The sequence below is a fragment of the Catellatospora chokoriensis genome, from assembly GCF_011297315.1.
GTDB lineage: Bacteria > Actinomycetota > Actinomycetes > Mycobacteriales > Micromonosporaceae > Catellatospora > Catellatospora citrea.
Genome location: NZ_JAAOTI010000025.1, coordinates 1 through 21,692, shown reverse-complemented (window position 1 = coordinate 21,692; position 21,692 = coordinate 1). Strand labels below are relative to the sequence as shown.

Below are 21,692 nucleotides of genomic sequence, written 5' to 3'. Positions count from 1 at the left end.
AAGCCATCGCCCGTGCGACATAGTGGTGACGGTGCATGGCGGCGGCGGGCGGGAACGGTGTAATGCGCGGGTTCGGTGACCTGGAAGCCGTGATCATGGACATCATGTGGCGGCGCGATACCCCCGCCACCGTCCGGCAGGTCCAGCAGCAACTCGCCTCAGCCCGGCCGGTGGCTTACACGACCGTCATGACGGTCATGGACAATCTGTTCCAGAAAGGTTTCCTGCAGCGGCAGATGAGCGGCCGGGCCTGGTCGTACAAGCCGTCGGCCAGCCGCGAGCAGTACACCGCGCAGCTGATGCGCGACGCACTGGAGGCGGCAGGCGACCAGAGCGCCGCGCTGGCGCATTTCGTGGCGTCGATGAGCGAGTCGCAGTCGCAGATGCTGCGCTGGCTGCTGCGCCGACGGGCGCCGGGTGGGCGCTGATGCACCCCGACGAGTGCCTGCTGCTGTACGGCCTGGCGGTCAGCCTGCTGGCCCCGGCCCTGCTGGCCCGGCTGGGCGTGCTGGCACCGCGGCTGGGCGTCGCGGCATGGCTGATCGCACTGGTCACCGTCGTGGTCGGGTGGGCCACGGCAGCAGCGGTGGCGACGCAGCACGCCCACGCACCACTGACGCGTGCGATCGCGTGGCTGGCGCTGGGCGTGTTCTGCGCCCGCCTGCTGTGGGCGGTGTGCGCGACCGCGTGGCGGGCGGCCGCCCGCCGTGCCCGGCATCGCGACGGTCTGGTCCTGCTCGGACGCGCCGACGCCCGGCTGGGCGCGGTCGTGGTCGAGTCCGGTGAGGCGATGGTGTACTGCCTGCCCGGCCGCCGATCGATGATCGTGGTGACCAGCGCCGCGCAGCAGACCTTGTCCGGCGAGCAGCTGCGTGCCGCGCTGGCCCACGAACGTGCCCACGTCGCCGGGCGCCACCATCTGGCCATGGCGCTGGCGTTTGGGCTGTCGCGGGCGGTGCCGTGGCTGCCGCTGTTCGCCCTCGCCGGACGCCATGTGGGCCTACTGCTGGAGATGAGCGCCGACGATGACGCCGCCCGCCGGCACGGCCGCGGTGCGGTCGCCGGTGCGCTCGCCGCGCTCAGCCTGTCCCCGGCGCCCGCGTCGGCGCTCAGTGCCGCCGGCGGGCCCGTGCAGCTGCGCGCGTCGCGGCTGACCGGCCCTGTCGCCGGCTGGCGTCGCCGCACCGGAGGGGTGACCCTGGCCGCGCTCGGCGGGCTGCTCATCGCGGGTCCGTTTATGGCGGCCGTGTCCCCATGGTGTATGCACCTGTGGCTCTGACCGTCGGCCCGGCTCCACTGACGGCAGCGACTGTCTACTAGCGTCCCTAGTTGGCTGCTGCCCCCGCCGGTGCCAGCGATTAGCTGATCGGCATGCGTAGTGCTCGCCTTAGACGCTCCGATCTTGCCTGGGCGCAAGTGCTGCCACGCCTTGTAGGCCACTTGTATCTACGATCTAGCTTAGTAGTCGTAACCATATCGTTACCCATCCATCTTGATGGACATCGATAGCTCTGGAATTCTCAGCGCAACCTCGTACACCCCGATGCGTTGGGAGTCCTTCCATGCGCCTACGGCTTCTTGCCGCGGCCACCGCCGCCGCTCTGGCCACCATTGCCCTGCCCGCCAGCTCCGCCCAGGCCAGCCACGCCTGGGGCAGCTACCACTGGGCCCGCACCGCCAACCCTTTCACGCTCAAGCTCGACAACAACGTCACCTCGGCGTGGACGTCCTACCTCAACGAGGCGTCCGCCGACTGGACGACGTCGACGGTGCTCAACACCACCGTCGTCAACGGCTCGTTCGGGTCCAAGACCAGCTGCACCCCGACCACCGGGCACGTGGAGGTCTGCAACGCCAGCTACGGCTCCACCGGCTGGCTGGGCATCGCGTCGATCTCGATCACGACCGGCAACCACATCAGCAGCGCCTTCGTGAAGGTCAACGACACGTACTTCGTGCAGGCCCAGTACAACACCCCGGCCTACCGGCGCCTGGTGATGTGCCAGGAGGTCGGGCACACGTTCGGGCTGGGCCACCAGGACGAGAACCAGACCAACCCGAACCTGGGCAGCTGCATGGACTACAGCCGCGACCCCGACGGCCCGCCCAGCAACGAGCATCCCAACAGCCACGACTACTCGCAGCTGGTGTCGATCTACAGCCACCTCGACACCTTCAACACCCCCACCGCCGCTCCCGCGGCCGGCAACTCCGCCGCCTGGGGCCGGCTCGTCGAGGGCAGGCACGGCCAGGGCGTGAGCGCTTACGTGCGCGAGTCCGGGCGCGGCAACTACACGGTGACCCACGTGTTCTGGGCCAGCTGATCCTTGCTCCTCCCCCACCGGGCCGTTCGCGCCACCGCGCGGGCGGCCCGGCTCCGCCTCCGGCGGGCGCCACAGCGGGTAGGGGTTGCCCGCGGCCGCGCCCACCCACGCGCATCGGGTGCCCGCCGGACCACCGCGCACCATCGGCCGCCGCGTCGGCACCCGGCTCCTAAGCCCGATAGTGGAGCGGTGCGGTAACACTGCCGGGCGTGGCGGACATGTCAGCGCGGAAGCTGCCGCCGGCAGCCGGTTCAAGGGGGTGGACATGCAGCCAGCCGGGCCACCGGCCGTGCAGGCGACGGGCACGCACGCATGGTTCGACGTCGTGTGGACCGACAACTACGAGGCGATCCTCGGCTACGCGCTGCGCCGCACCGACACCCCCGATGACGCCGCCGACATCGCCGCCGAGACGTTCCTGACCGCCTGGCGCCGCGCCGCCGACGCCCCCGACGGCGAGCAGGCGCGGCTGTGGCTGTTCGGCATCGCCCGGCGGGTGCTGGCCAACCAGCAGCGCGGCCGCCGACGCTTCGAACGCCTCACCCACCGCCTACGCGACCATGCCCCCCGCCCCGCGCACATCCCGGAGCACGGCGACGGGCCTGCCGGCGTGCGTGAGGCGTTTGCGCGGCTGCGCCCGGCTGACCGGGACCTGCTCACCCTCGTCGCCGTCGAGCACCTGACCACCGCACAGGTTGCCGTCGTGTGCGGATGCAGCCACGTCAGCGCCCGCGTGCGGCTGCACCGCGCCCGGGCCCGTTTCGCCCGCGAACTGGCCGCCTACGGCATCACGGTGTAACAGTCGCCCCGCTGGCGGACATGCCAACACGACCCCGGCCCGGCGCACAGGGCAAGACAAGGAGGCACGGCGATGAACGACCGGCTCGATGACCTCGTCCGGCAGGCTCAGACCCTCGACCCAGCCCGCGCCGCCGCGCTGGGCGACCCGCAGCTACGCCAGCGACTCCTTCAGGAGATCACCACCATGGACACCTCACCACAGCCCGCCGCACCGCCAGCGCGCCGCACCTGGCGGCTCGTTGCGGTCACCGCCGCGACGCTGGCCGCCGCGGCTGCCGCGTTCGTGCTCATCGGCCTGCCCGGCCAGGGCCAGTCCCCACCGGCCGCCGCGACGTCCACCCCTGCCTCGGCCACGCCTGCGCCGCAGGGCGACGTGTTCGGCGGCAGCGCCAGCTGCGTCGAGACATACAGCCCGCAGGCCCTGCGGCAGCGGGCGTTCGCGTTCGACGGGACTGTGCTGGCCATCGGCCAGACCGATCCCACCAAGGTCGAAACCTCCCCCGAGGTGCCGGTCACCTTCCAGGTGCACCGCTGGTACCGCGGCGGCCAAGGCGAGCAGGTGACCGTTGCGATGATGCCTCCGGGCGCGATCACCAGCGCCGGCGACGCCGGCTACGGCATCGGCTCGCGGCTGCTCGTCTCAGGTGAGCCCCGTTTCGGCGGCCGACCGCTCGACGACCCGATCGCCTGGTCGTGCGGATTCACCCGCTGGCACACCGCCACCGACGCGCAGACATGGCAGCAGACATTCGCCTGAACCCTGCCTTACCGAAATGCCGCGGGTGGCAGGCAAGGCATGCCCGCCACCCGCGGCGTTCGTGTTCTAGGCGGTGGTGTCGTAGCTGTACCAGGCCGAGGCGTCGAGGACCTGCGCCGGGGTCAGCGGCTCGCCGAGCAGCGTCACCATCGTGTCGTTGACCCCCTGCCCGCTGGGCGGCTGCTCATCGCCGTCGCCGGGCAGGTAGACCCTGCCGCTGCGCGTCAGCCACGCCTCCCACAGCCGGTCGACGTTGCAGTGGTTGAGGTAGAACAGCGGATCGTTGGGCGAGCTGCCCGGACCCATGTCGCCGCCGACCCACACGTGCACCCGGTTGTGCATCTGCGGGCTGCCCGCCTGCCCGATCCGGCGCGGGTCGATCCAGCCCTCCACCCGGTTACGGAACCCGTCGGAGCTCACGTCCCACGGAACGCTGTCGTAGCCCAGGCCGTCCTCCAGCGCCCACTTGGCGTCTTCGGCGCTGGGAAGACCGGGCACGTCGGCGTCGGTGCCGGCGTTGCGCTGCAGCGGCCGGGGCTCGACCGACCACAGCTGGGTGCCGTAGCCGACCAGCCGCACCCGCATCGCGCCAAGCGGGCCAGCCACGACGTCACCGCGGGCGTCGCCGAGCGCCGCCTCGCCCCACAGCGAGCTGGTGTGCTGCTGGTCGGTGGGCAGTCCGCCGTCGAGCGTCCAGTCCCAGTACGGCAGGCCCGCCTCGGTGTCGCCGGTGACCCGCTGGATCTGCTGCTCCAGCCGCAGCAGGTACATGCGGTGCCAGGGCAGGAAGATCGGGCCGCCGTGCGCCAGGTTGCGCATCGGCCGCGCCGGGGTGCTGACCATCTGCATGGCCAGGAAGTGCCACAGCACGAACAGGTCCCAGGTCGTCAGCTGCTGATCCACCCCGTACAGGCGAAAGCCCGGGACCGACGGGGACAGCAGCTGGTTGAGTTGTGAGGTGGTGTAGCCGGACTGCTCGGCATTGAGCGCGACCACGCCCTCCAGGAACCGCTGCCGAGCGGTGTCGGAGGTCTGGATGTTGACGCGGACGGCGGTCACCGGTGCCCCTCCCCGTGGTCGTGGCCGTGATCGTGATCGTGGGAACCCTGCGGCTGCGTCGGCGGTGTCGGTGCTGGTGTGGGGGTCTGCGCAGCCGGCGCGGGCGCGGGCTGGTCGGCGTGCTGGTGCTCGCCGTGCTCGTGGCCGTCGGCGTGCTGGTGGCCGGGGTCGTCGACGCAGCAGGTGGTGCCGTCGGCGCAGTGCTCGCCGTGCTCGCCTACCAGGCAGCCGAGCTGGTCGACCGCGGGCGGCTCGGTGCCGAAGTAGTCCAGGACCCGCTTGCACATGTCGATCGCCGACGGCAGCGCGTACTGCGGCAGGCCGTGGTAGTGCACCGCCCCGTTGTCGAGCACCTCCAGGCCGCCTTCGAGGGGCTTGCCGTCGATCGTGATCTTGTATGTCGTCTCGATGCGGATCTCGCGACCGCGGTGCGTCGCGGTGCGTACCCCCGTCGAGACCCCGTCCGTACCGTGCGCGTGGCCGTGCCCGGCCGTGGCCGGGTCCGGCAGGCCGTAGCCGCCGGCCCGCAGTGCGGCCATGAAATCGGACGGCGCGCCGTCGTCCTTGACGAAACTCAATGTTCCTCCACCATCTGCATGCGATGCGCCGACGCACCGTGGCGCCGGCAGCGCACAGCACTGTGGCACCGCCGCATGCGGCGGGCAACGCCGCGGCGGCATTCCGACAGACGAGAAGTCGGCCAGACTCGCCATGCGGTGGGGCGCCGCGCGACAGCTGCCCCCAGGCCCGGTACGGCTTGCAGGAGATGCCGGCTGTTGCATGTGCCGGGAATCTCCGGGGTGGACGTAAATCATCTGGACGTGTTCGGGCTCGTCCCGGGCGGAGCCGTGCAGTGGCCGCCCCGCACAGGTGCATAGGAACGGCCCATAGGGGGTATAGGCCCCACGGCAACGAGACGGGAGACTGCGATGACCAACGTAACCATGCCCATGCTCGAGACGTACCCGCTGGAGATCAACCTCGACCGGCGCCAGCTCGCGGCCGCGATCGATTCGCTGATCGCGTGCGGCGAGGCCTGTACCGCGTGCGCCGACGCCTGCCTGAGCGAGCCGATGATCGCCGAGCTGGCCAAGTGCATCCGGACCAACCTCGACTGCGCCGACATCTGCCAGGCCACCGCCCGGGTGCTGTCGCGGCACACAGGCTACGACGCCAACATCAGCCGCACGCTGCTGGAGGCCTGCATCATGGCCTGCCGGACCTGCGCCGACGAGTGCCAGCTCCACGCCGACATGCATGAGCACTGCCGCATCTGCGCGCAGGCCTGCCGTGACTGCCAGGCCGCCTGCGAGCAGCTGCTGGCCGCGATGCGCTGACACCATCCAGCTCACCCGCTGGCCGGCTATCAGGCGGTGACGGGGATCTGCACGTGCGTGCAAAGGCCGCCGTCAGGTGATGTGTGGGGGTGAACCCACCCGCCGTGGGTGTTGGCGACCGCACGACGGACAGGCCACGCCCATCGCCGCGACCCTGGGGCGCCCGGGGCGGGGAGCCTGTCGGTCGAGGCCAGCCTGTGTAGTTCGAACAGCGCCCTGCAACTCGCCGGAGGCCACCGCCGGACCGCCGATTCCACGGTGTCACGGCGTGAAGCGGCAGGCGGTCGCCGGCCGTGACAGCGGGGCTCACAGGGCCAGTAGCCGTTCGGCGTTCGCGTGCGCGATCTTGCCTCTATCCGCCGAGCTGAGCTGTGCCGTGTTGAGAAGCGCCCGAGCCGGCGGTATCGGAGTGCTGACTTCCGGCAGGTCCAGCGAGTCCATGGCTGCCGCGGTGATCAGAGCCGAGTCGACGACGATCATCAGTCATCGTGGGTGTCGGCGCGCGGTCGAGCCGTGCCGAGGATGTGGGCGAACTGCGGCATACCCGAGGCAGGGCTGAACCCGAATCGCTCACAGGTGTCGATGGTGAACCCGTTGGCGGCGATCACGGTCGCGGTGTCGTGGTTGGGTCGGCAGCCGCCGGCCAGCCGCGACCACAGCGGCGCGACCCTGTCCTGCAGCCAGGCCAGCGCCGGTTTGTCGGAGCGGACGTGCTCGTAGAAGCGCAGCTGCCCGCCGGGGCGCAGCACACGGCGGATCTCCGCCAGCGCGTGTCCCGGGTCGGGCACGGTGCACAACACCAGCGAGGTCACGGCTGCGTCGAATGCCGCGTCGGCGGCGGGCAGGGCGTCGGCGTGCCCGGCGACGACGTCGACCGCTACCGGCGCGTGGCGTGCCGCCCGCCGCGCATGTTCGCGTAGCGTGTCGTCCGGTTCGACGGCCAGGACACCGGTCACCCCGGCCGGGTAATACGCGAAGTTGAGTCCGTTGCCGGCCCCTACCTCGATCACAAATCCGGTGAGTCCGGCCAGTAGACGGGTACGGTGCGCGGCGGCGCCGTGGGCTTCGGCCCGGGTGCTGATGCGTGCGTAGAACCGCGCGAATCTCGGGTGCTGCAGGCTGCGCAGGCTCTCGGTCACCGGTGGCTCAGCCCTGTCGCTGCGCGCCGGCCGCCGCTGCCTCGGGGCCTGTTGTGGCCGCCAGCGGTGCGAACTCTTCCCGAGCCGTGGCCCTGCACTGACCACTGGATGTGAGAAAGGCTGACAGGCTCACGCCGGCACGCCCCCATCTGCCGGCACGACTGCGCGCATTCGCGGCATGCCTTGCATATTTGGCCATCAGCGAGTCATCGCCGAAGCGCTCGCAGTCGATCGCGCACCGCTCGCACACGTCGGCGCAGACCGCGCAGACCGCCGCGTGGAACTCGCTGCCACGCGCCATGAAATCGGCCGCCGTGCGGCAGATGTCGGCGCAGTCGGTCAGCAGTCGGATGTGCGCGGCCTCGACATGGTTACCGCCCGCCTGCAGGCCGTGGGTGATCGTTTCTTCGCAGATGCGGTGGCATTCCAGCGCATAGGTGACGGCCTGCTGCATGTCTACACCGTGGCTCTGCTTGCCAGGCATGATCGGCTCCCTCGCCGCGACGAACCCCAGCTCACGGTAAGGGAGCGGCCCCATGGTGGGAGGGCTGTTGGGCGGATTTGTGCCGACCTTGGCGCGCGACTCGGCCGGTCGGCCGGCGACCGTCAGCTACCACCAGGGTGGGGTTCGTGTACCGACCTCGCGCCATGCCGGGTGAGCCATTCGGCGAGTTCATGGGCGTCGCTGCGCCGGGCGGCGTCCAGGGATGTGAACTGGTCGTAGCCGATCCAGTTGAGGTCGGCGCCGAGGTCGAGCAGGTACGCGGCGGTGGCCCGCTGCCCGCCGTGGCGGGCCAGCCAGAACGCGCTGGTGATCTCCTCGGCCGGCGGAGGCGGGTCGGCCGTGCACAGGGCGTGGACGAGGTCGGTGAGACCGAGACCGGCGGCCTGCCACAGCTTGGGTTGCGCCCCGCGTTCGACGAGTCGGCGGGCAGTGTTCCACTGCCCGAACGCGACCGCGTCAGCCAGGGGTGTGCTGTTGCCGATGACGCCGCCGTCGGCTTCGCTGTCGGCTCCGGCGTCCAAAAGCGCGTCGAGGACAGCGACGTCGTCGCTGCTGGCCGCCCAATGCAGCGGTGTCTCGGCGTGGCCGCCAACGAAGCGCGCATTGACGTCGGCACCGGCCTGTACGAGGGCCGCCACGGTGTCGGCTCCATTGGGGAAATGGCCCGGCCAGTCGGTGGCCACGTGCAGCAGCGTGCGGGTATTGCCGTGCGGCCGGTCGCCACCCAGCCTGACGGTCGCCAGGTGCAGGTGCTCGGCCAGCAGGCGGCGCAGCCGGTCGACCTCGCCCTCGTGGACTGCCTGCACGGCGGCGGCCGCGAGCGGGTCGCCGGTGTCGATGACCTGCGTCATGGCATGGTCTCCTCAGTGGATCGATCGCGTCGCGGTGCCGGCGAAGCCGCACGGGCTCTCGCCCCGATGCCCGCACGGTATCGGCGAAGCGCCCACCAGATCAGCGGCACGCCCACGACGGCCGGCGCCAGCCAGTTGGCAAGGTGCGGCAGCCGGTCCCACAGTGGCAGCTGGCTGCCATTGTCGACATAGAAACCGGTCAGCAGCACGATGTAGGAGCCGCCCATCGCGATCGCGTGGCGGCGCGGCCAGCCGGGCCGCCGCGAGCGCCGTGCCCGCCACCCGTACCAGCCCAGACTCGCCGCGGTCAGCGCGATCGCGGACAAGAGCGCATCCTCCCGGGGGCGGATCGCCGTCATCGCCGTCGCCGTGACGAACACGACCGCATGGCCGGCCAGATAAACCGTCCCGGCGCGGGGATGACGGCCTGGGCGCTTGCGGGCAGCCGCGGCGAGCGCTCCGGCGATCACCGCGACGAACCCGGCGGCGACGTGCACGGCCAAGGCGGCGTCGAAGAACGCGCCTTAGTCGGGGATGTGCAGACCAAGGATCTCGCGGGTGACCATCGGTTGCCCTTCGTCTACGTGGTCGGCGACCTGGCAGGGGCTCAGGCGGAGATGGTGACGGAGCCGGCGGTGCCGTCGACGGTGACGATTTGCCCGTCGCGCAGCCGCATAGTGGCCTCGCCGGTGCCCACGACGGCGGGGATGCCGTATTCGCGGGCGACGAGCGAGGCGTGCGCGGCCAGGGTGCCGCCGTCGGTGACCACGGCCGCGGCCCGGGCGAACAGCGGCGTCCACGCTGGCGACGTGGCGCGGGCGACGAGGACCTCGCCTTGGGTGAACGCGGCGAAGTCGGCGGGGCCGTGCACGATGCGCACCGGTCCGGTGGCCCGCCCGGCAGAGGCGGGATGCCCGGCGATGGCGTCGGGGCCGGGCTCGCTGCTGCGGGCTGCGCGGACCGCGTTGTCGATCAGGTCGCCGATCAGGCGAGGTGCGCGGCCCAGCGTGACCGGCGCGGCCAACCGGCGGCGCTGCTCCCAGGTCGCCTGCCGCGCGCTGGCTGGCGCGGCGAGGTGGGCCGGGGCGGCGGCGATGGCGGCGGCGACTTCATCGCGTGCGCAGAAGTGCACGTCCTGCGGATTCTCAAAGACGTTGCGGTCGGCCAGGTGCTGGCCGATCCGGGCGGCGCAGGCGCGCAGGACCGGCCAGCCGACCGTGAAGTCACGGGCCTGCTCCTCCCGGATGACCGCATAGCGTTGCGCCACCCGCAGCAGCGCGTCGAAGGCGGCCAGCAGCCGCGGCCGGTCCGCCAGCACACCCCGGCAGGTCGCCTCGGCGGCGGCCCGCTCGTCCGCCAGTTCCTGATGCCGTGTGCCGACCGCGGCTTGGTCGGCGCCGATCGGGGGAAGCTCGGCGGCGATGGGGTGGTACCAGTCGAGGCTTTGCACCTCGTGCCCGGTCGGGGCCGCGGGTTCGGTCCCGGGCAGGCCGCGTAGCAGCACCTGCACCCCGCCGACCGGATCGAGCACGCCGGCAAGATGTTTGCGGCAGAACCGGCCCAGGCGGGCCTCCATCTTCCAGGCCGAGCCGCCGACGATCGCCAGCAGCCACATGTAGGTTCCGGCTTCCCGCGCGATCGCCGCAGCGACCTGCGCCAGCCGGGCCGGGGCGGCGGTGTCCACTTCGGCCTGCGCGGCGGCGACCAACGCCCGGTAGCAGGGCAGCTGCACGTCACGCCAGTACCGGTGCAGGCCCGACAAGACCTTGCGGTCGGCAGCGGCCGGGTCGCGGCCGACCTGGATCAGCGCGTAGAACAAGGTCTTCATCGCCCGGACGCGTCCGCGGACGATGACCGTGGCCAGCAGCCGCGGTGACGGGACCGGGGTGGCGGTGTAGTACCAGTCATTGACCAGCGCCCACCGAAACGGCACCCGCACCCCGATGGTGGTGTGCATGCCGTCGAGGTAGCCGCCCTCGATCTCGGGCAGCAGCCATGTCCCGAACAGCGGTGTCACGGCCTCGGGCAGCCACTCGCCGAGGCGGAAGTTGCGCATCCACAACCCCGGCCCCGGCGGATCCCACGACACCGCGTCCGGCAGGGCCGTCATCGGCCGGGCCTGCAGCAGCCACAACCTTTCGGCTCCGTCGATCGCCCATTCGATGTCCTGCGGGCGCCCGTAGTGTGCCGCCACCCGCTCGGCGAGGTCGGCGACCTCGGCAGCCTGGCCGGGGTTCAGGACACCGGCGGGATCGGACGCGACGCGAGTACGCACCGCACGCCCAGACACGACCGCCCATTCCTCACCGGTCTGCTCGCCGGAGACCAGAGACTCGCCGAGACCTGCCACCGCCGTGACGACCACCTGGTCACGGGCACCGGTTACCGGGTGAGCGGTGAACGCCACCCCGGCGGACGCGGCGTCGACCATCGACTGCACCAGCACCGCCATCGCGACCTCACCGTCCGGCTGCGCGCGGCGATCGTGATAGGCGCGGACCCGGTCGCTGCCGGCGGCGGCGAAGCACCGCCGCACTGCGTCGGCGAGCCCGTCGGAGGCCACGTTGAGGAATGTCTCGTACAAGCCCGCGTACGAGGCGTCGGGCAGATCCTCTGCCGCGCCCGATGAACGCACCGCGAACCGGCCGCCGCCGCATCGCCCGGCCGCGTCCGCCAGCGCCACGTCCAGATCTGCGGCGCTGAGCGCCTCGACCGTCACCACGAACCCGGGCGGCACCGCCAACCCGGCGGCAGCGAGTTCGGCGAGCACGGTGGCCTTCCCACCGACCCGGTCTCGCGCTGAGGCCGCGTCGGCCAGGTCGATCAGCCACGATCGCGAGTCCGCCACGACAGCACCTCCATATGTAGCGACGCAAACTATGGGTATTGCTACACTGGAGCCGCCCACAACGCAACCCTCGACCGGCAAGGAGAACCCGGCGGTGCTGCCGATGCGCCCGGAACTACTCAAAGGCCACCTCGAGGCCATCCTGCTGGCCGTACTCGAAGACCAACCCCGGCACGGCTACGCGATCATCGAAGCGCTGCGCGAAGGCAGCGGCGGCACCCTTGACCTGCCCACCGGCACCGTCTACCCCGCACTGCACCGCCTGGAGCGCACGGGCCTGATCCGCAGCGACTGGGAGACCGTGGGCGGACGTCGGCGGCGCGCCTACCAGCTCACTCCGTCCGGTCATCAGGCGCTGACCGACCAGCGCGCCGTATGGGAGCAGTTCTCCGCCGCCGTCACCACCCTGCTGACCCGACGGCCATGGCCAACAGCCGCATGAGCAGCGCGCCCACCGCTGACGGCAACCAGGTGTTCGACCGCTACCTGGCGGAACTCGCCGCCCGGCTACATGGCCCTCGCCGTGTGCGCGCCCGCATCCTCAGCGAGATCCACGACAGCCTCGTCGATGCCCTCGACGCCCGAACTGACAACGGCGCCCCACTCGAGACCGCCGCCGCGGCCGCCGTCAGCGAGTTCGGCGACCCGGCAACCGTCGCCCACTCGTTCGCCGGGGAACTTGCCACCGTATCGGCACGCCACACCATCGCTGCATTCATCCTCACCGGACCACTGGTCGGCATCTGGTGGCTGCTCCTGCTACGCCCCCACCCCTGGCAAGCAGGCGCACTCGCGCTACTGGCCGCCATCCCCGCCGTGCCTCTCATCGCCATCGCCATCGCCACGGCGGCCGCGACCTTCGCCCGCACCGGGAAACTGACTCGCTGGCTGCCCGAAACGACTCCGCGAAACGCCCTCACCGCTGCCATCGCTGTCGCCGCGCTGTGCATGGCCGGCGACCTCACTGTTCTCAGCGTCCTCGCCGGAAAGATCCTGACAGGCAGCGCCGTCAACACCGGCCTTGCCATCATCGGGGCCTCAGCGAGCACGCTGCGTGCCGCCGTCGCCGCCACGGTTCTTGTGCGATGCCTCCGCAGCCGTCGGCAGCTGTAGTGCCTCAACGTCGCGCATCCCGCCCACACCTGATCGGTGAAACGGCGCGGCCCGCAGACCCCACCTGTTGCCCGGGCAACAGGCCTGCACCGGCATGCGACCTACCGCAGCTGCATGGCGCCGCCGCGCGGTCCCTGCCAAGTTCGCCGATCGAGGACAGCCCGGGTCCCAGACAGTGGTGTGCCGCACCGCGTGTAGGGCCGTCCTAGGACTCTAACCTGAGTCGCGTGGCGTACGGCCGAGCTGAAGGCCTTTAGAACCTCGGGTTCGACGACGAGCGAAGTTAAGGAGTCCACCGACGGGGCGCTCGATTTCGAGGCGAGGTAGCCAGAGCGCACAGGAAGACGCGTATGTCCCAGCCTGCCAGAACACATTTGCTATCCGCGTGCCCACGTGGGAATCGACGATAACTTGACGTTCAATCAAGTGATCAATGAGGGGAACTTCGCCTTTGCGGCGGTCGGCCTGACCAGGCCCGCGTGTCCAAGCGGGGACTTGAACCCCCACCGGCCGCACCGGTGCGGAGACCGGTGTTCATGTGCCGAATCTAGCGTAACATCCGACCCTCGAGCAACACGAACCCCAACGCCTCCCCACCTGGGTGAACTTGCCCCTCGACCGGGCCAGCGCATCGAGGGTGTCCAAGCAGACGCTTGCGGCCAACCGCCGGAGGAGACGGTCGTTCACCCTTCTCGCACGCGTGCGAACCCGTGTCAGAGACCTCACATAGCTACGCAGGCGCTCACTCGTCGTGTTGGAGCAAGCCGACAGTACGAAGGCCGGTCACCGTGGCAGGGTCCACCCGATGCGGCGTTGCCACGCACAATGGTGCGGTGACCCACGTGTTCATCCTCGGTGCCGGGTTCTCCAAGGCTGTCGGGAACGCCATGCCCACGCTCGTTGAACTCCGCGAGGACGTGCTTGAAAGGCTCGACAGCGCGCCCGACCTGGAGCCTTTCGGCAACGATCTCGAGCAGTGGTTGTCGTACCTGGGCGCCGATCAGCCGTGGCTGACCGACGCCGACAACCTGCGCAACAGGGCGCTGTTCTCCGACGTCGCGCAGATCATCCACGACGTGGTCGCCGAGAAGGAGACCGCTGTTCGGGAGAAGGAGCCGGTCGAATGGCTGGCTCCGCTGGCGAGCAGGTGGGCAGCCGATCAGGCCACGATCATCACGTTCAACTACGACCTGCTGGTCGAACGTGCCCTGATGGCACAGCATGCCGTTTCGACCCTAGCCGATCTTTACGCGATCCCTCTGAGCACACGCTGGCCGGCGGGTACGAGCGCGTTCGTCAGCGCCGGACCGCCGCTTGGACCCGTGCCGCGGCTGATGAAGCTGCACGGTTCGCTTAACTGGCGCTACAGCGGCATCAACGCCCCGATCACCGATGAGCTCTACCTGGCTGACAGCCAGGCCTCCTGGCAGCTTCCCGGCGAGACCGCCGTTGCCACCTCCTTGCGCGACGAGATGCTGTTCAGTCACAAGGTGCCCCTAATCGTTCCCCCGACCGGGTCGAAGAGCTCCTGGTACGCCAACCAGGCCCTACGCACCCAGTGGATCATGGCGGCCAAGGCCATCTGGAACGCGGAGTCGCTGACCGTGATCGGCTACTCGTTCCCGCCCACCGACCTGCTCGTCCGCCACATGGTGGGGCAGCACTGGACACCGGGCCGGCCAGCCGTCGTCGTGGACTACAGCCCACGTCCCGTGGAAGCCGTCCAGCAGCTGCTGCGCCAACCGGCCGTCGAGCAGTACACCACCGCCGACAACGCCGTGGCCGACTTCGTCAAGGCCTACTGCAGCTAAGTCCGGGTGAACGTGGATCACGGCCACGGGCCGCGCCCACCTGTGCGTAAGCCGCCCGCGCGCCACCGAATCCGTCGGCACGTGTGGCCTGCGACTTGTCAATCCGGTTGGACGTAGCCTCCAAGATCCTTGACCGTCCCCATCTTGTCGACGACGAGGCGCTGCACGTGCAGAACGCCCGATCTGGGAAGAGTGACAAGCGATCCGGTCGTCGCGTGCAGTCGCCCGTCGTCGCTGGGGTGCCATCGCAGGTGTCCGAGTTCACCGGCGTCGCCGTAGACCACCCATCGGCCGTCGACGTGTCTGATCCTCAGCCTGTCTCCGATCCGCACATCGGTGATCCATGCCGCTGGCGTCGGCTTGGCCGCCAGTCCGTGAACCGGTGGTGTTCCTGCGGCATACATTTCCTCGGCCAAGGGTCCGGCGACACCGATCAGGCGATCGCCGTTGGCTCGACGCGAAAGCTCCGGGTATTCGGCATGTGGGCTGGACACCGTTTCTCCCTTCAGACGGATCAGTCACCGGCGGGCCAGCCTGTCGGATCGCAGCGGCCGGTGCGGCGGCATGGGCGGCAGTGAGGCTCATCATCCCGGTCAGCCATAAGGCCACGAGGTAGGTGCCCCGGCCAGGCCGACACCCCACCATCAAAAGAAAACGTCTGAGCTCGCTGCCGGTGCGCCCGCCGCGAAGAGCTTGGATCGTCACCGCGGCCGCCGCCGCCGCGCCGCGGCCACGGGGACCAGGCCGAGCAGGATCCAGAGTTCTGCGGCGGCCTAGAGGCGTGGCAGCTCGTGGGTTTTCGTTGGTATCTTCTGTCGCCTACGGCTCGTGTTTGCGGAACTTCTCAACGACCACACCTCTTTCAGCTTCGGTCATCCGCCCGGTGGCCACAGCTTCGTCGAGAAGGTCCAGGACCTGCTGATGGTCGGCGATCTGCTGTTCATCGACCTGCGGGAGGAGGTTTCGCGCCCATGGCGGGTCAGCCAGCAGGTGATCGCTGCCGCCCAGGCGTGCCCACATGAGCAGACCGAGTACCGCGGCGCACCACAGGCACGTCTATGGAACGGCATTCCCTCCGGCAAGGCCGACAGCGGGCTCTGGTATCGGCGACCACGCACTGGCCATACCTATGTGACCTGCCGAGATATCGTCGCAGTCGGATCGCTGTATACCCCGAACTGGTCGCTGACCGTGGCATAGAACGAGTGCTGGCCCGCGGCGATCCCGTAGAACTGCTTCGACGAGTGCGTGCCGCACTGTGCGGTGAAGGCTTCGCTGCCGTCGATGAAGAAGTGGCAGGTCACCGGGTCCCGTCCCGCCTGCCAGCCGACGTCGAAGGCGACGCCGACGTGACCGCCGCCGTAGATGACGACGACGAGATTGGTCGCTGACGGCTTCGGCTGGGACGGCGGCGGCGGGGGCGCTTCGGCAGGAACCTCGCGCACCAACGCCGGCGATCTATCGCTGGACAGTCCGGATCGATCCGTGACTACCACCCAGAAGGTGTGACTGCCGGCGGACAGGCCCGTGAACTGCCGCGACGAGGTAGTCCCGCACTGTGCCGCATACACCTCGGCACCGTCGATGAAGAAGTGACACGTGACCGGGTCGCGTCCGGCCTGCCAGGCCACCTTGAACGACACCGACACGTGCCCCGGTCCCTGCACCGTTGCGGCGAAGCCGCTGATGACCGGCTTGGACACCTGGGGCAGTGGTGCCACCGGCGACGGGTTGACCGGGGGCAACGGTGACTTCAACGGCGTCGGCGAAGGCAGCGGCACCTGGCTGGATTTGATCAGATCAACGCATCCGAGCACCACTCCGACGATCGGTGTACGTTTCGCGGCAAGGCCGATGGCGTTGCCGAGCAGCTTCTGCCAGCTGTGTTCGTCGGCGACCGCCATGGTGAGGTCGACCACGTCGGAGTCGAACGAAGCTCCCACGACCGCGGCTGCGCAGTCGTTCATCGCCTTTTCGAAATTCGGGCCGACGCACGGGTGCTGGATACCGCCATAGGAGCAGATCGTCCGGGAGAGGTCCTTGCGGCCGACGTCGAAAGACCCCTTGTGCACCTTGGGGTTTACATTTGTGAGCTCGTCACGACACTTCAGCTCCCATGACAGGGCCGTCGTGTCTTTTCCTTCCGGGATCTTGACCTGGACCTGGTATCCGCCGAAAAGCGGCTGTCTGTAGTAAGGGCGTTCGTTTGGCCCTCGCACGTTCACCGGAAATTGCACCGTCTCCGAGAGATCACCTGCCTTGATATGGAGACTGGCGGGGCTGCCGCCTTTTCCGTCGAGCGAGGCGACGGCCGAGCAGGAGACCGACCCTTGGACGTTGACCGTCACTTCCGGTTTCGGCTTGGGACTCCACGGCCAGGACCGGGCACTGGCGGCGCTGCCGACCACGACCGCGATCACCAGCGCGCCAGATGCTATCGCCATTCCCGTGTAGAAACTCGGACGGTCGATCTTCATAAATCCTCATCGGGTCCGCGTGCGTCTCCGCGAGGAGACACGACTCGAGCGTCAGCACCTGATTGGGCAGGGCATTGACGAAACTGTAGGCCGCCCACAGACTCCGAAGCATCGATACCCGGCGGATTTGACCGATCATCCCCGCACCGCCATCCGATCGAGTACATGTCCCGCCCGCAAGCGACGCCTGCGGCATTTCTACCGAGTAGGGAAGAGCCGCAATGGCTCGCAAGGCGCACCGGTTCGTGCTTTGAAGACGACAAGCAGCGGATCGGATGCGTGACATCGGTGTCGCTGACCGCCTGTGGTGCACCTTTGTCGCTGACCGCCTGTGGTGCACCTTTGTCGCTGACCGCCTGTGGTGCACCTTTGAGGTCGGCTCAGCCCGCCATCACCGGACGTGGGAGACAACACGCCGGGTCAGCCCGGCACCGCCGCTGATCTAATCCCCGCCCGCGTGGGGCGACCTGGAACACGTCGCACGGCAAACCCATACTGTCGCCATGTCCACGGGCCCGCAAGGCGCTGCTCACGAACTCTTCGATCTCGCATGGCGTCACGTTGACACAGCCCATGTCGCTCGGGCGGAACTTGCAGACTGCTGGCGGGCGTTCCGGGCCGGTAAAGGATTCTCAAGCAGCGTGGCCGTCGAGGCAGATGGCCGCCACGGCCGCATCGTTGTCCAGGCGAACTGGCCACCGGCGTTGCTGCGACAGGCCGACGAAGCGGCAGCCCGTTTCGGCGCCAGTGTCCGGGCGGCGTTCGACGCAGCGGTCCTGGCCGCCGCGGACTGCGTGTCCGGGGTCGTCGCCAAACCTGACCCTGCGGTGCACCGGATGCCCTTGTGCGCCGACGCCGCCCGGTTCGCCGTGGCCGCCCGCGCGCTGATCGGGCTGCGCCCCGATCAGTTGGAGGTCCTCAAACAGTTCCAACCGTTCTACGTCCTGCCCGAGGCAGCCGGGCCCCTGACCCTGCACCTGGGACACGTGATGGCGCAGCTGGCGGCCATGACCGACCCGACCCGGGCCAGGACACGGCGGCGCGTCGCCGTATGGGCGCATTCGGCCGATCCTGACGTGGAGGTCGACCCGCCCCGGCAGGTGCTCACCATGGATGTCGAAGATGACGGCGTTCTGGAGCGCAAGAGAACGATCGCGACGTTCGAACTGTCCGCCCCCGGCCGAACCCGGCCATCGGCCAACCCGAACATCGCCTTCGACCTGATCATCAACGATGAGCCGTGGCCGCTCGACATGGATGATCACTTCGGGAGCCGTTCGGCGATCGCCGTCGCCGCGGCGTCGGAGTTCATCAGGAGCCTTCAGCGAAGTGCCGCCCCACGCCCGCCGCTACGCCTGCGCCAACGGCCGCAGCCGACCCCCGCAGCGCATCGCACGGATCCCACGTGGCTTCCTCTCGACCTGACGCACGCCCCGGATGCCAGGGAAGCGTTTGACGCACCGGACGTGGCGTTGGCGACACACACCGACGACTCCGGCAACCTGACCATCCTCATCAAGGCCAAAGACGGCCTCTTCGGCCGTCCCATCGCGCCAGCGTTGGCGCTCGACCCACACATGCCGCAGGGCCTGGCCGCCGAGGAAGCCACTCTGGACGCCGCGAGCACCTGGGGGCTGCCCGATTTCGTCTTCAACCCACAGCAGACGGAAAAAGGGTCGGGTCTGCGCGAACTCGGTGACGGAACGATCATCACCGGAAGCAGGGCAGTCGCCCTGCAAGTCAAGTCACGTGACCGCGTCACCGACAACCCGGTCAGGGAACGCAGCTGGATGGCGAAGAAGGCGATCGAAGGAGCCCGGCAGGCAGCCGGCTCGGTGCGCACGCTGTCCACGCAACCGATGGCACTGACCAACGGCCGGGGCAGGACGGTCGTCTGCGACGGCAACGCCGTCTCGTGGGTCGGTGTGGTGGTGCTCGACCACTCAGACCCGCCCGAGGGCGTGCTCCCCGACCTGCCTGCGACACGACTGCCGACCGTCGCCGTCCTGCGACGAGACTGGGACTTCCTCTTCGACCACCTCAGGTCGGTGTCAGCTGTCGTCGACTACTTTCATCGCGTCGCCCACGAAGCAGGTCAAGCCCTCGGCACTGAAGCTGTCCGCTACTTCGAACTCGCGGACGCCGACGAGCAGGCAGCCGAGCAGGGGCCCCGACCATGGGCGCAAACATTCGGCGCCAAACAGGTGTCACACCCCCTGCTACCCAAGAGGCCGGTCTCCAGCACTGACGACACCGGGCACGCCGTCTTCCGGATCATCCTCGAAGACATAGCCGAAGGACCGTTCGACCACGATGAAGCAGACCGGCTGCGATTGCTCGGCCTGCTCGACCGCCTCGCCGTCACAGAACGCGCCGAGCTGGGCCGCCTGCTCCTCGACTCCCTTGAGGAGGTCGCAGCAGCCGACGTAGGTACGCGCTGGCGCTTTCGCAGAGTGATCCAAGACGAGGCCCGACTGCAGCTGGCGTTCGGGGTATGCACCCACTTCACCGAGACCCACAGGATCGCCTTCTCGAACTGGGCCATGCTGCGCCACACTGACTTCGTGGATACGCGGGTCGGACCGGACGCAGACGCAGTCTGGACGGTGGCCGTGCTCCTCACACCCCGGTTCGATGGCGCCCGCCCATGGGACACCAGCATGAACGCCATGCAAGGTGACCTCGGACTGACAGCAGACGACCTCACCGCGATACGGGCGCAATGGAAAAGTTGACGCAGCTACACCAGGATGGCCCGACTCGGCACCTCCTTCGCCGTGAAAGCCCGGCTACGGGGCAGTTCTTCCGCCCCGGCACCAACGACCCGCCGGCGCGGTGACGGCCTGGTTGTACCGGCCCTCGCATCCGCCGATGCCACCACATACGCCAGCCAGCAGAGCGCCTACATCCACGCCACACCTAAACCGGCCTTACCATTACGGATCACCTTCGCCTCACACCAGTGGTAGTTCAACCACTCGGGAGAGGGCTGGAGGCGCCACCACCGCCGACAACGCCGTGGCGGACTTCGTCAAGGCCCACTGCAGCTAGTCCGGCCATGAGGTAGATCATGGCTGCGTCGTGGATGCCGTGGCTAGCTGGGATTCATGCCTTGGAGTTCGGCGGCGGCCTCTTGGGCGGTGATGTCGCCGGCGGCGACGCGGATGGCGATGGGTAGGCGGTGTACGAAGCCTCGGGGTGTGCGGGTGTTGGCGGTGGCCTGGTGTGGCGTTATGCCGGCGTCGCGGAGGGCCGCGGCAACGTAGGGCTGGATGCGTGGATGGTGTGCCAGCCAGTCCTTGACCTCCTGCGGGTTGAACCAGAAGCGTGCCCATTCATGCGCTTGGGCCTCTGCTCGCGCGACCAGAATTCGACGAGGCGTCGGTCGCCGTAATGTGTAGGCGGTGTCTGCCCGATCGGCGATCTCCAGCGGCGGTAGGAAGATCTGCGCGAGGTCGGACACGGGTTGGTTCGAGGCTGAGCGGTCGTGCTGGCGGCTGTTCGATGGTCTTGGAGGTCGAGGTGACCCGAGGGGTCGCCGTGTCCCGTAGACCGGTTGGGTGGCATTGGCGGCGCGCGACTGCCACTCGGCGCTCGGGGTGAGGCTGCTGGCGACATCGGTTACGGGAAGTCCTAGGTTCTTGGCTTGCGCCAGCAACGTTGAGCTGTCGGCCCGTAGCTGCCGGGCGAGGTCTTCAAGGCGCACTCCGCGTCCTCTCTACGAGCTCCGCTGATTCTAGTACTGGCGTACGACGAGAGGTGCCTGGCGTGGCGGTATAGGGTCCGGTGAGGCTGATGGAGGCCGTCTGTTCTGGGCATGGTTAGCCGAAGGCGAGTGCCGTGCCTTGCGGCGCGCGTGTCCGGCGTACCCGGAGGGCGACGCGAGCATTGCCGGCGTCCGCGCCGCCCTGATGGTCGTCAGCTCACGCCGAAGAATCTCGCTGCCTGTTCCCGGATCCGTGCTAGGCGCTTGGAGATGGGGCTGTGGTTGCGGTAGCCCATGATCTCGGCGATTTCGGTCAGTTTGGTTACGCCGCTGGTGAGCAGTACGACGACTTGGCGTTCGCGTTCGTCGAGTATCGCGAGGAAGTCGCCGGTTACCAGGTTGCCGACGATTTCTGTCTCTGGGCTCTGCACTGGTATGACGTCGGTCAGTTCGACGAACCGGACTTTGACCTTCAGGCGCTTGTGGTAGAGCTTGCGTTCGAAGTCCTCGCGGGCGAACGTCCAACGGTCGGAGAAGTCCTCCTCGACACGGTTGGACCGTACGGCGTCGAGGATGTCGCGCAGGCGTCCGTGGTGATCGGCCGCCTCGATGGTTCGTTGCACCATGAGGTTGGCTTCGCCCTGTCCGCACCACACGTCGCCACCAGTGCGAGGGTTGGCTCTCACACCGTGCCGGAAGACCGATCCGTCAGCCAGGTGCGGCCGCCGTGTCTTGACCCCGTTGTCGACCTCCGGCCTGTCACGCATCTCCTGCTGGATCGCGTCGGTGACGGCCGGCACCCAGAAATCGAGGTTGTGGGCGAGTAGCCGGATCGGGTTGAGGTTCCCCCGATAACCCGGAGACTTTCGATCATGGTCTGATAGACCCTGACCAGGAGGTTTTCGTGCCCGCCCCTCGCAAGTACCCGGACGAGCTGCGCCAGCGCGCTGTGCGGCTCTACCGG

The 21,692-nt window shown here is 69.0% G+C and carries 23 protein-coding genes; 11 read left to right on the top strand and 12 right to left on the bottom strand.

Translation table 11 applies throughout. From position 1 onward, the window contains the following. Nucleotides 1-35 precede the first annotated feature (35 nt). The 5 genes from HAV39_RS30700 (at nt 36) to HAV39_RS30680 (ending at nt 3,882) form a co-directional block, all read left to right on the top strand. Nucleotides 36-428 carry a BlaI/MecI/CopY family transcriptional regulator gene (locus tag HAV39_RS30700; protein WP_239120894.1) on the top strand — a complete coding sequence of 131 codons (393 nt, stop codon included), beginning with the start codon at nt 36-38 and terminating at the stop codon, nt 426-428. Next, nucleotides 428-1,279, top strand: coding sequence for a M56 family metallopeptidase (locus tag HAV39_RS30695; RefSeq protein WP_191842666.1), 852 nt, complete (start codon nt 428-430; stop codon nt 1,277-1,279). Before HAV39_RS30700 ends, HAV39_RS30695 begins: the two co-directional genes overlap by 1 nt. 283 nt (nt 1,280-1,562) lie before the next feature. Continuing rightward, nucleotides 1,563-2,324, top strand: coding sequence for a zinc metalloprotease (locus HAV39_RS30690; RefSeq protein ID WP_191842665.1), 762 nt, complete (start codon nt 1,563-1,565; stop codon nt 2,322-2,324). Between the two features lie 265 nt (nt 2,325-2,589). Beyond that, nucleotides 2,590-3,123 carry an RNA polymerase sigma factor gene (locus tag HAV39_RS30685; RefSeq protein WP_191842664.1) on the top strand — a complete coding sequence of 178 codons (534 nt, stop codon included), beginning with the start codon at nt 2,590-2,592 and terminating at the stop codon, nt 3,121-3,123. A gap of 72 nt (nt 3,124-3,195) precedes the next feature. Beyond that, entirely contained in the window at nt 3,196-3,882 is a 687-nt protein-coding gene (locus tag HAV39_RS30680; protein ID WP_191842663.1) for a hypothetical protein, read from the top strand. Nucleotides 3,883-3,948: 66 nt separating this feature from the next. Here HAV39_RS30680 and HAV39_RS30675 read toward each other — a convergent pair whose 3' ends face one another. Together HAV39_RS30675 and HAV39_RS30670 are read right to left on the bottom strand one after the other, a co-directional pair. Next, nucleotides 3,949-4,941: a tyrosinase family protein gene (locus tag HAV39_RS30675; RefSeq protein WP_191842662.1), complete on the bottom strand. Its 993-nt coding sequence runs from the start codon at nt 4,939-4,941 to the stop codon at nt 3,949-3,951. Then, on the bottom strand, nt 4,938-5,519 hold the full coding sequence (locus HAV39_RS30670) for a hypothetical protein (RefSeq protein ID WP_191842661.1): 582 nt from the start codon (nt 5,517-5,519) through the stop codon (nt 4,938-4,940). Before HAV39_RS30670 ends, HAV39_RS30675 begins: the two co-directional genes overlap by 4 nt. Nucleotides 5,520-5,870: 351 nt before the next feature. On the opposite strand from HAV39_RS30670, the gene HAV39_RS30665 reads away from it, so the two are divergent. Beyond that, the gene (locus tag HAV39_RS30665; RefSeq protein ID WP_191842660.1) at nt 5,871-6,278 is read left to right on the top strand and encodes a four-helix bundle copper-binding protein; all 408 of its coding nucleotides are present in this window, start codon (nt 5,871-5,873) and stop codon (nt 6,276-6,278) included. A gap of 306 nt (nt 6,279-6,584) precedes the next feature. On the opposite strand, the gene HAV39_RS30660 is transcribed toward HAV39_RS30665, so the two are convergent. The 6 genes from HAV39_RS30660 to HAV39_RS30635 form a co-directional block, all read right to left on the bottom strand. Next, the gene (locus HAV39_RS30660) at nt 6,585-6,758 is read right to left on the bottom strand and encodes a hypothetical protein (protein WP_191842659.1); all 174 of its coding nucleotides are present in this window, start codon (nt 6,756-6,758) and stop codon (nt 6,585-6,587) included. Next, the gene (locus HAV39_RS30655) at nt 6,758-7,417 is read right to left on the bottom strand and encodes a class I SAM-dependent methyltransferase (RefSeq protein ID WP_191842658.1); all 660 of its coding nucleotides are present in this window, start codon (nt 7,415-7,417) and stop codon (nt 6,758-6,760) included. The genes HAV39_RS30660 and HAV39_RS30655 overlap by 1 nt, the downstream gene beginning before the upstream one ends. A 7-nt stretch (nt 7,418-7,424) precedes the next feature. Then, nucleotides 7,425-7,901, bottom strand: a complete 477-nt coding sequence (locus HAV39_RS30650) for a four-helix bundle copper-binding protein (RefSeq protein WP_203736611.1) — start codon at nt 7,899-7,901, stop codon at nt 7,425-7,427. A gap of 122 nt (nt 7,902-8,023) precedes the next feature. Next, a complete protein-coding gene (locus HAV39_RS30645; protein WP_191842657.1) occupies nt 8,024-8,773 on the bottom strand; it encodes an ankyrin repeat domain-containing protein in 750 nt (249 codons plus the stop codon). Continuing rightward, nucleotides 8,770-9,276, bottom strand: a complete 507-nt coding sequence (locus HAV39_RS30640; RefSeq protein ID WP_191842656.1) for a DUF2306 domain-containing protein — start codon at nt 9,274-9,276, stop codon at nt 8,770-8,772. Before HAV39_RS30640 ends, HAV39_RS30645 begins: the two co-directional genes overlap by 4 nt. Nucleotides 9,277-9,380: 104 nt before the next feature. Next, nucleotides 9,381-11,621 (bottom strand): PEP/pyruvate-binding domain-containing protein, encoded by a 2,241-nt coding sequence (locus HAV39_RS30635; RefSeq protein WP_191842655.1) that lies wholly within the window; start codon nt 11,619-11,621, stop codon nt 9,381-9,383. Nucleotides 11,622-11,652: 31 nt separating this feature from the next. Between HAV39_RS30635 and HAV39_RS30630 the strand changes: the two genes are divergently transcribed. From HAV39_RS30630 to HAV39_RS30620, 3 genes are all read left to right on the top strand, one after another. Then, a complete protein-coding gene (locus HAV39_RS30630) occupies nt 11,653-12,063 on the top strand; it encodes a PadR family transcriptional regulator (RefSeq protein WP_425321552.1) in 411 nt (136 codons plus the stop codon). Continuing rightward, entirely contained in the window at nt 12,045-12,734 is a 690-nt protein-coding gene (locus HAV39_RS30625) for a permease prefix domain 1-containing protein (protein WP_191842654.1), read from the top strand. Before HAV39_RS30630 ends, HAV39_RS30625 begins: the two co-directional genes overlap by 19 nt. An 833-nt stretch (nt 12,735-13,567) precedes the next feature. After that, nucleotides 13,568-14,545: an SIR2 family protein gene (locus tag HAV39_RS30620; RefSeq protein WP_191842653.1), complete on the top strand. Its 978-nt coding sequence runs from the start codon at nt 13,568-13,570 to the stop codon at nt 14,543-14,545. Nucleotides 14,546-14,643: 98 nt separating this feature from the next. On the opposite strand, the gene HAV39_RS30615 is transcribed toward HAV39_RS30620, so the two are convergent. Continuing rightward, nucleotides 14,644-15,039, bottom strand: a complete 396-nt coding sequence (locus HAV39_RS30615; protein ID WP_191842652.1) for a hypothetical protein — start codon at nt 15,037-15,039, stop codon at nt 14,644-14,646. A 334-nt stretch (nt 15,040-15,373) separates the two neighbouring features. Here HAV39_RS30615 and HAV39_RS30610 point away from each other — a divergent pair, with 334 nt between their 5' ends. After that, nucleotides 15,374-15,745: a hypothetical protein gene (locus tag HAV39_RS30610; RefSeq protein ID WP_191842651.1), complete on the top strand. Its 372-nt coding sequence runs from the start codon at nt 15,374-15,376 to the stop codon at nt 15,743-15,745. Here HAV39_RS30610 and HAV39_RS30605 read toward each other — a convergent pair. Continuing rightward, nucleotides 15,673-17,022 (bottom strand): hypothetical protein, encoded by a 1,350-nt coding sequence (locus HAV39_RS30605; RefSeq protein WP_191842650.1) that lies wholly within the window; start codon nt 17,020-17,022, stop codon nt 15,673-15,675. The two genes, HAV39_RS30610 and HAV39_RS30605, sit on opposite strands and share 73 nt — an antisense overlap. Nucleotides 17,023-17,663: 641 nt before the next feature. On the opposite strand from HAV39_RS30605, the gene HAV39_RS30600 reads away from it, so the two are divergent. Beyond that, on the top strand, nt 17,664-19,757 hold the full coding sequence (locus HAV39_RS30600; RefSeq protein ID WP_191842649.1) for a hypothetical protein: 2,094 nt from the start codon (nt 17,664-17,666) through the stop codon (nt 19,755-19,757). 359 nt (nt 19,758-20,116) lie between these two features. Here the strand turns inward: HAV39_RS30600 and HAV39_RS30595 are convergent, their stop codons facing one another. Together HAV39_RS30595 and HAV39_RS30590 are read right to left on the bottom strand one after the other, a co-directional pair. Then, the gene (locus tag HAV39_RS30595) at nt 20,117-20,485 is read right to left on the bottom strand and encodes a hypothetical protein (RefSeq protein WP_191842648.1); all 369 of its coding nucleotides are present in this window, start codon (nt 20,483-20,485) and stop codon (nt 20,117-20,119) included. 455 nt (nt 20,486-20,940) lie between these two features. Next, nucleotides 20,941-21,528 carry a hypothetical protein gene (locus HAV39_RS30590; protein ID WP_191842647.1) on the bottom strand — a complete coding sequence of 196 codons (588 nt, stop codon included), beginning with the start codon at nt 21,526-21,528 and terminating at the stop codon, nt 20,941-20,943. Between the last annotated feature and the right edge of the window lie 164 nt (nt 21,529-21,692).

Excerpts from the sequence above, each read along its gene's own strand:
- HAV39_RS30700 (WP_239120894.1), top strand. The coding sequence starts at position 36 with ATGGCGGCGGCGGGCGGGAACGGTGTAATGCGCGGGTTCGGTGACCTG.
- HAV39_RS30695 (WP_191842666.1), top strand. The coding sequence starts at position 428 with ATGCACCCCGACGAGTGCCTGCTGCTGTACGGCCTGGCGGTCAGCCTG.
- HAV39_RS30690 (WP_191842665.1), top strand. The coding sequence starts at position 1,563 with ATGCGCCTACGGCTTCTTGCCGCGGCCACCGCCGCCGCTCTGGCCACC.
- HAV39_RS30685 (WP_191842664.1), top strand. The coding sequence starts at position 2,590 with ATGCAGCCAGCCGGGCCACCGGCCGTGCAGGCGACGGGCACGCACGCA.
- HAV39_RS30680 (WP_191842663.1), top strand. The coding sequence starts at position 3,196 with ATGAACGACCGGCTCGATGACCTCGTCCGGCAGGCTCAGACCCTCGAC.
- HAV39_RS30665 (WP_191842660.1), top strand. The coding sequence starts at position 5,871 with ATGACCAACGTAACCATGCCCATGCTCGAGACGTACCCGCTGGAGATC.
- HAV39_RS30660 (WP_191842659.1), bottom strand. The coding sequence starts at position 6,758 with ATGATCGTCGTCGACTCGGCTCTGATCACCGCGGCAGCCATGGACTCG.
- HAV39_RS30650 (WP_203736611.1), bottom strand. The coding sequence starts at position 7,901 with ATGCCTGGCAAGCAGAGCCACGGTGTAGACATGCAGCAGGCCGTCACC.
- HAV39_RS30645 (WP_191842657.1), bottom strand. The coding sequence starts at position 8,773 with ATGACGCAGGTCATCGACACCGGCGACCCGCTCGCGGCCGCCGCCGTG.
- HAV39_RS30630 (WP_425321552.1), top strand. The coding sequence starts at position 11,653 with ATGGGTATTGCTACACTGGAGCCGCCCACAACGCAACCCTCGACCGGC.
- HAV39_RS30625 (WP_191842654.1), top strand. The coding sequence starts at position 12,045 with ATGGCCAACAGCCGCATGAGCAGCGCGCCCACCGCTGACGGCAACCAG.
- HAV39_RS30605 (WP_191842650.1), bottom strand. The coding sequence starts at position 17,022 with ATGAAGATCGACCGTCCGAGTTTCTACACGGGAATGGCGATAGCATCT.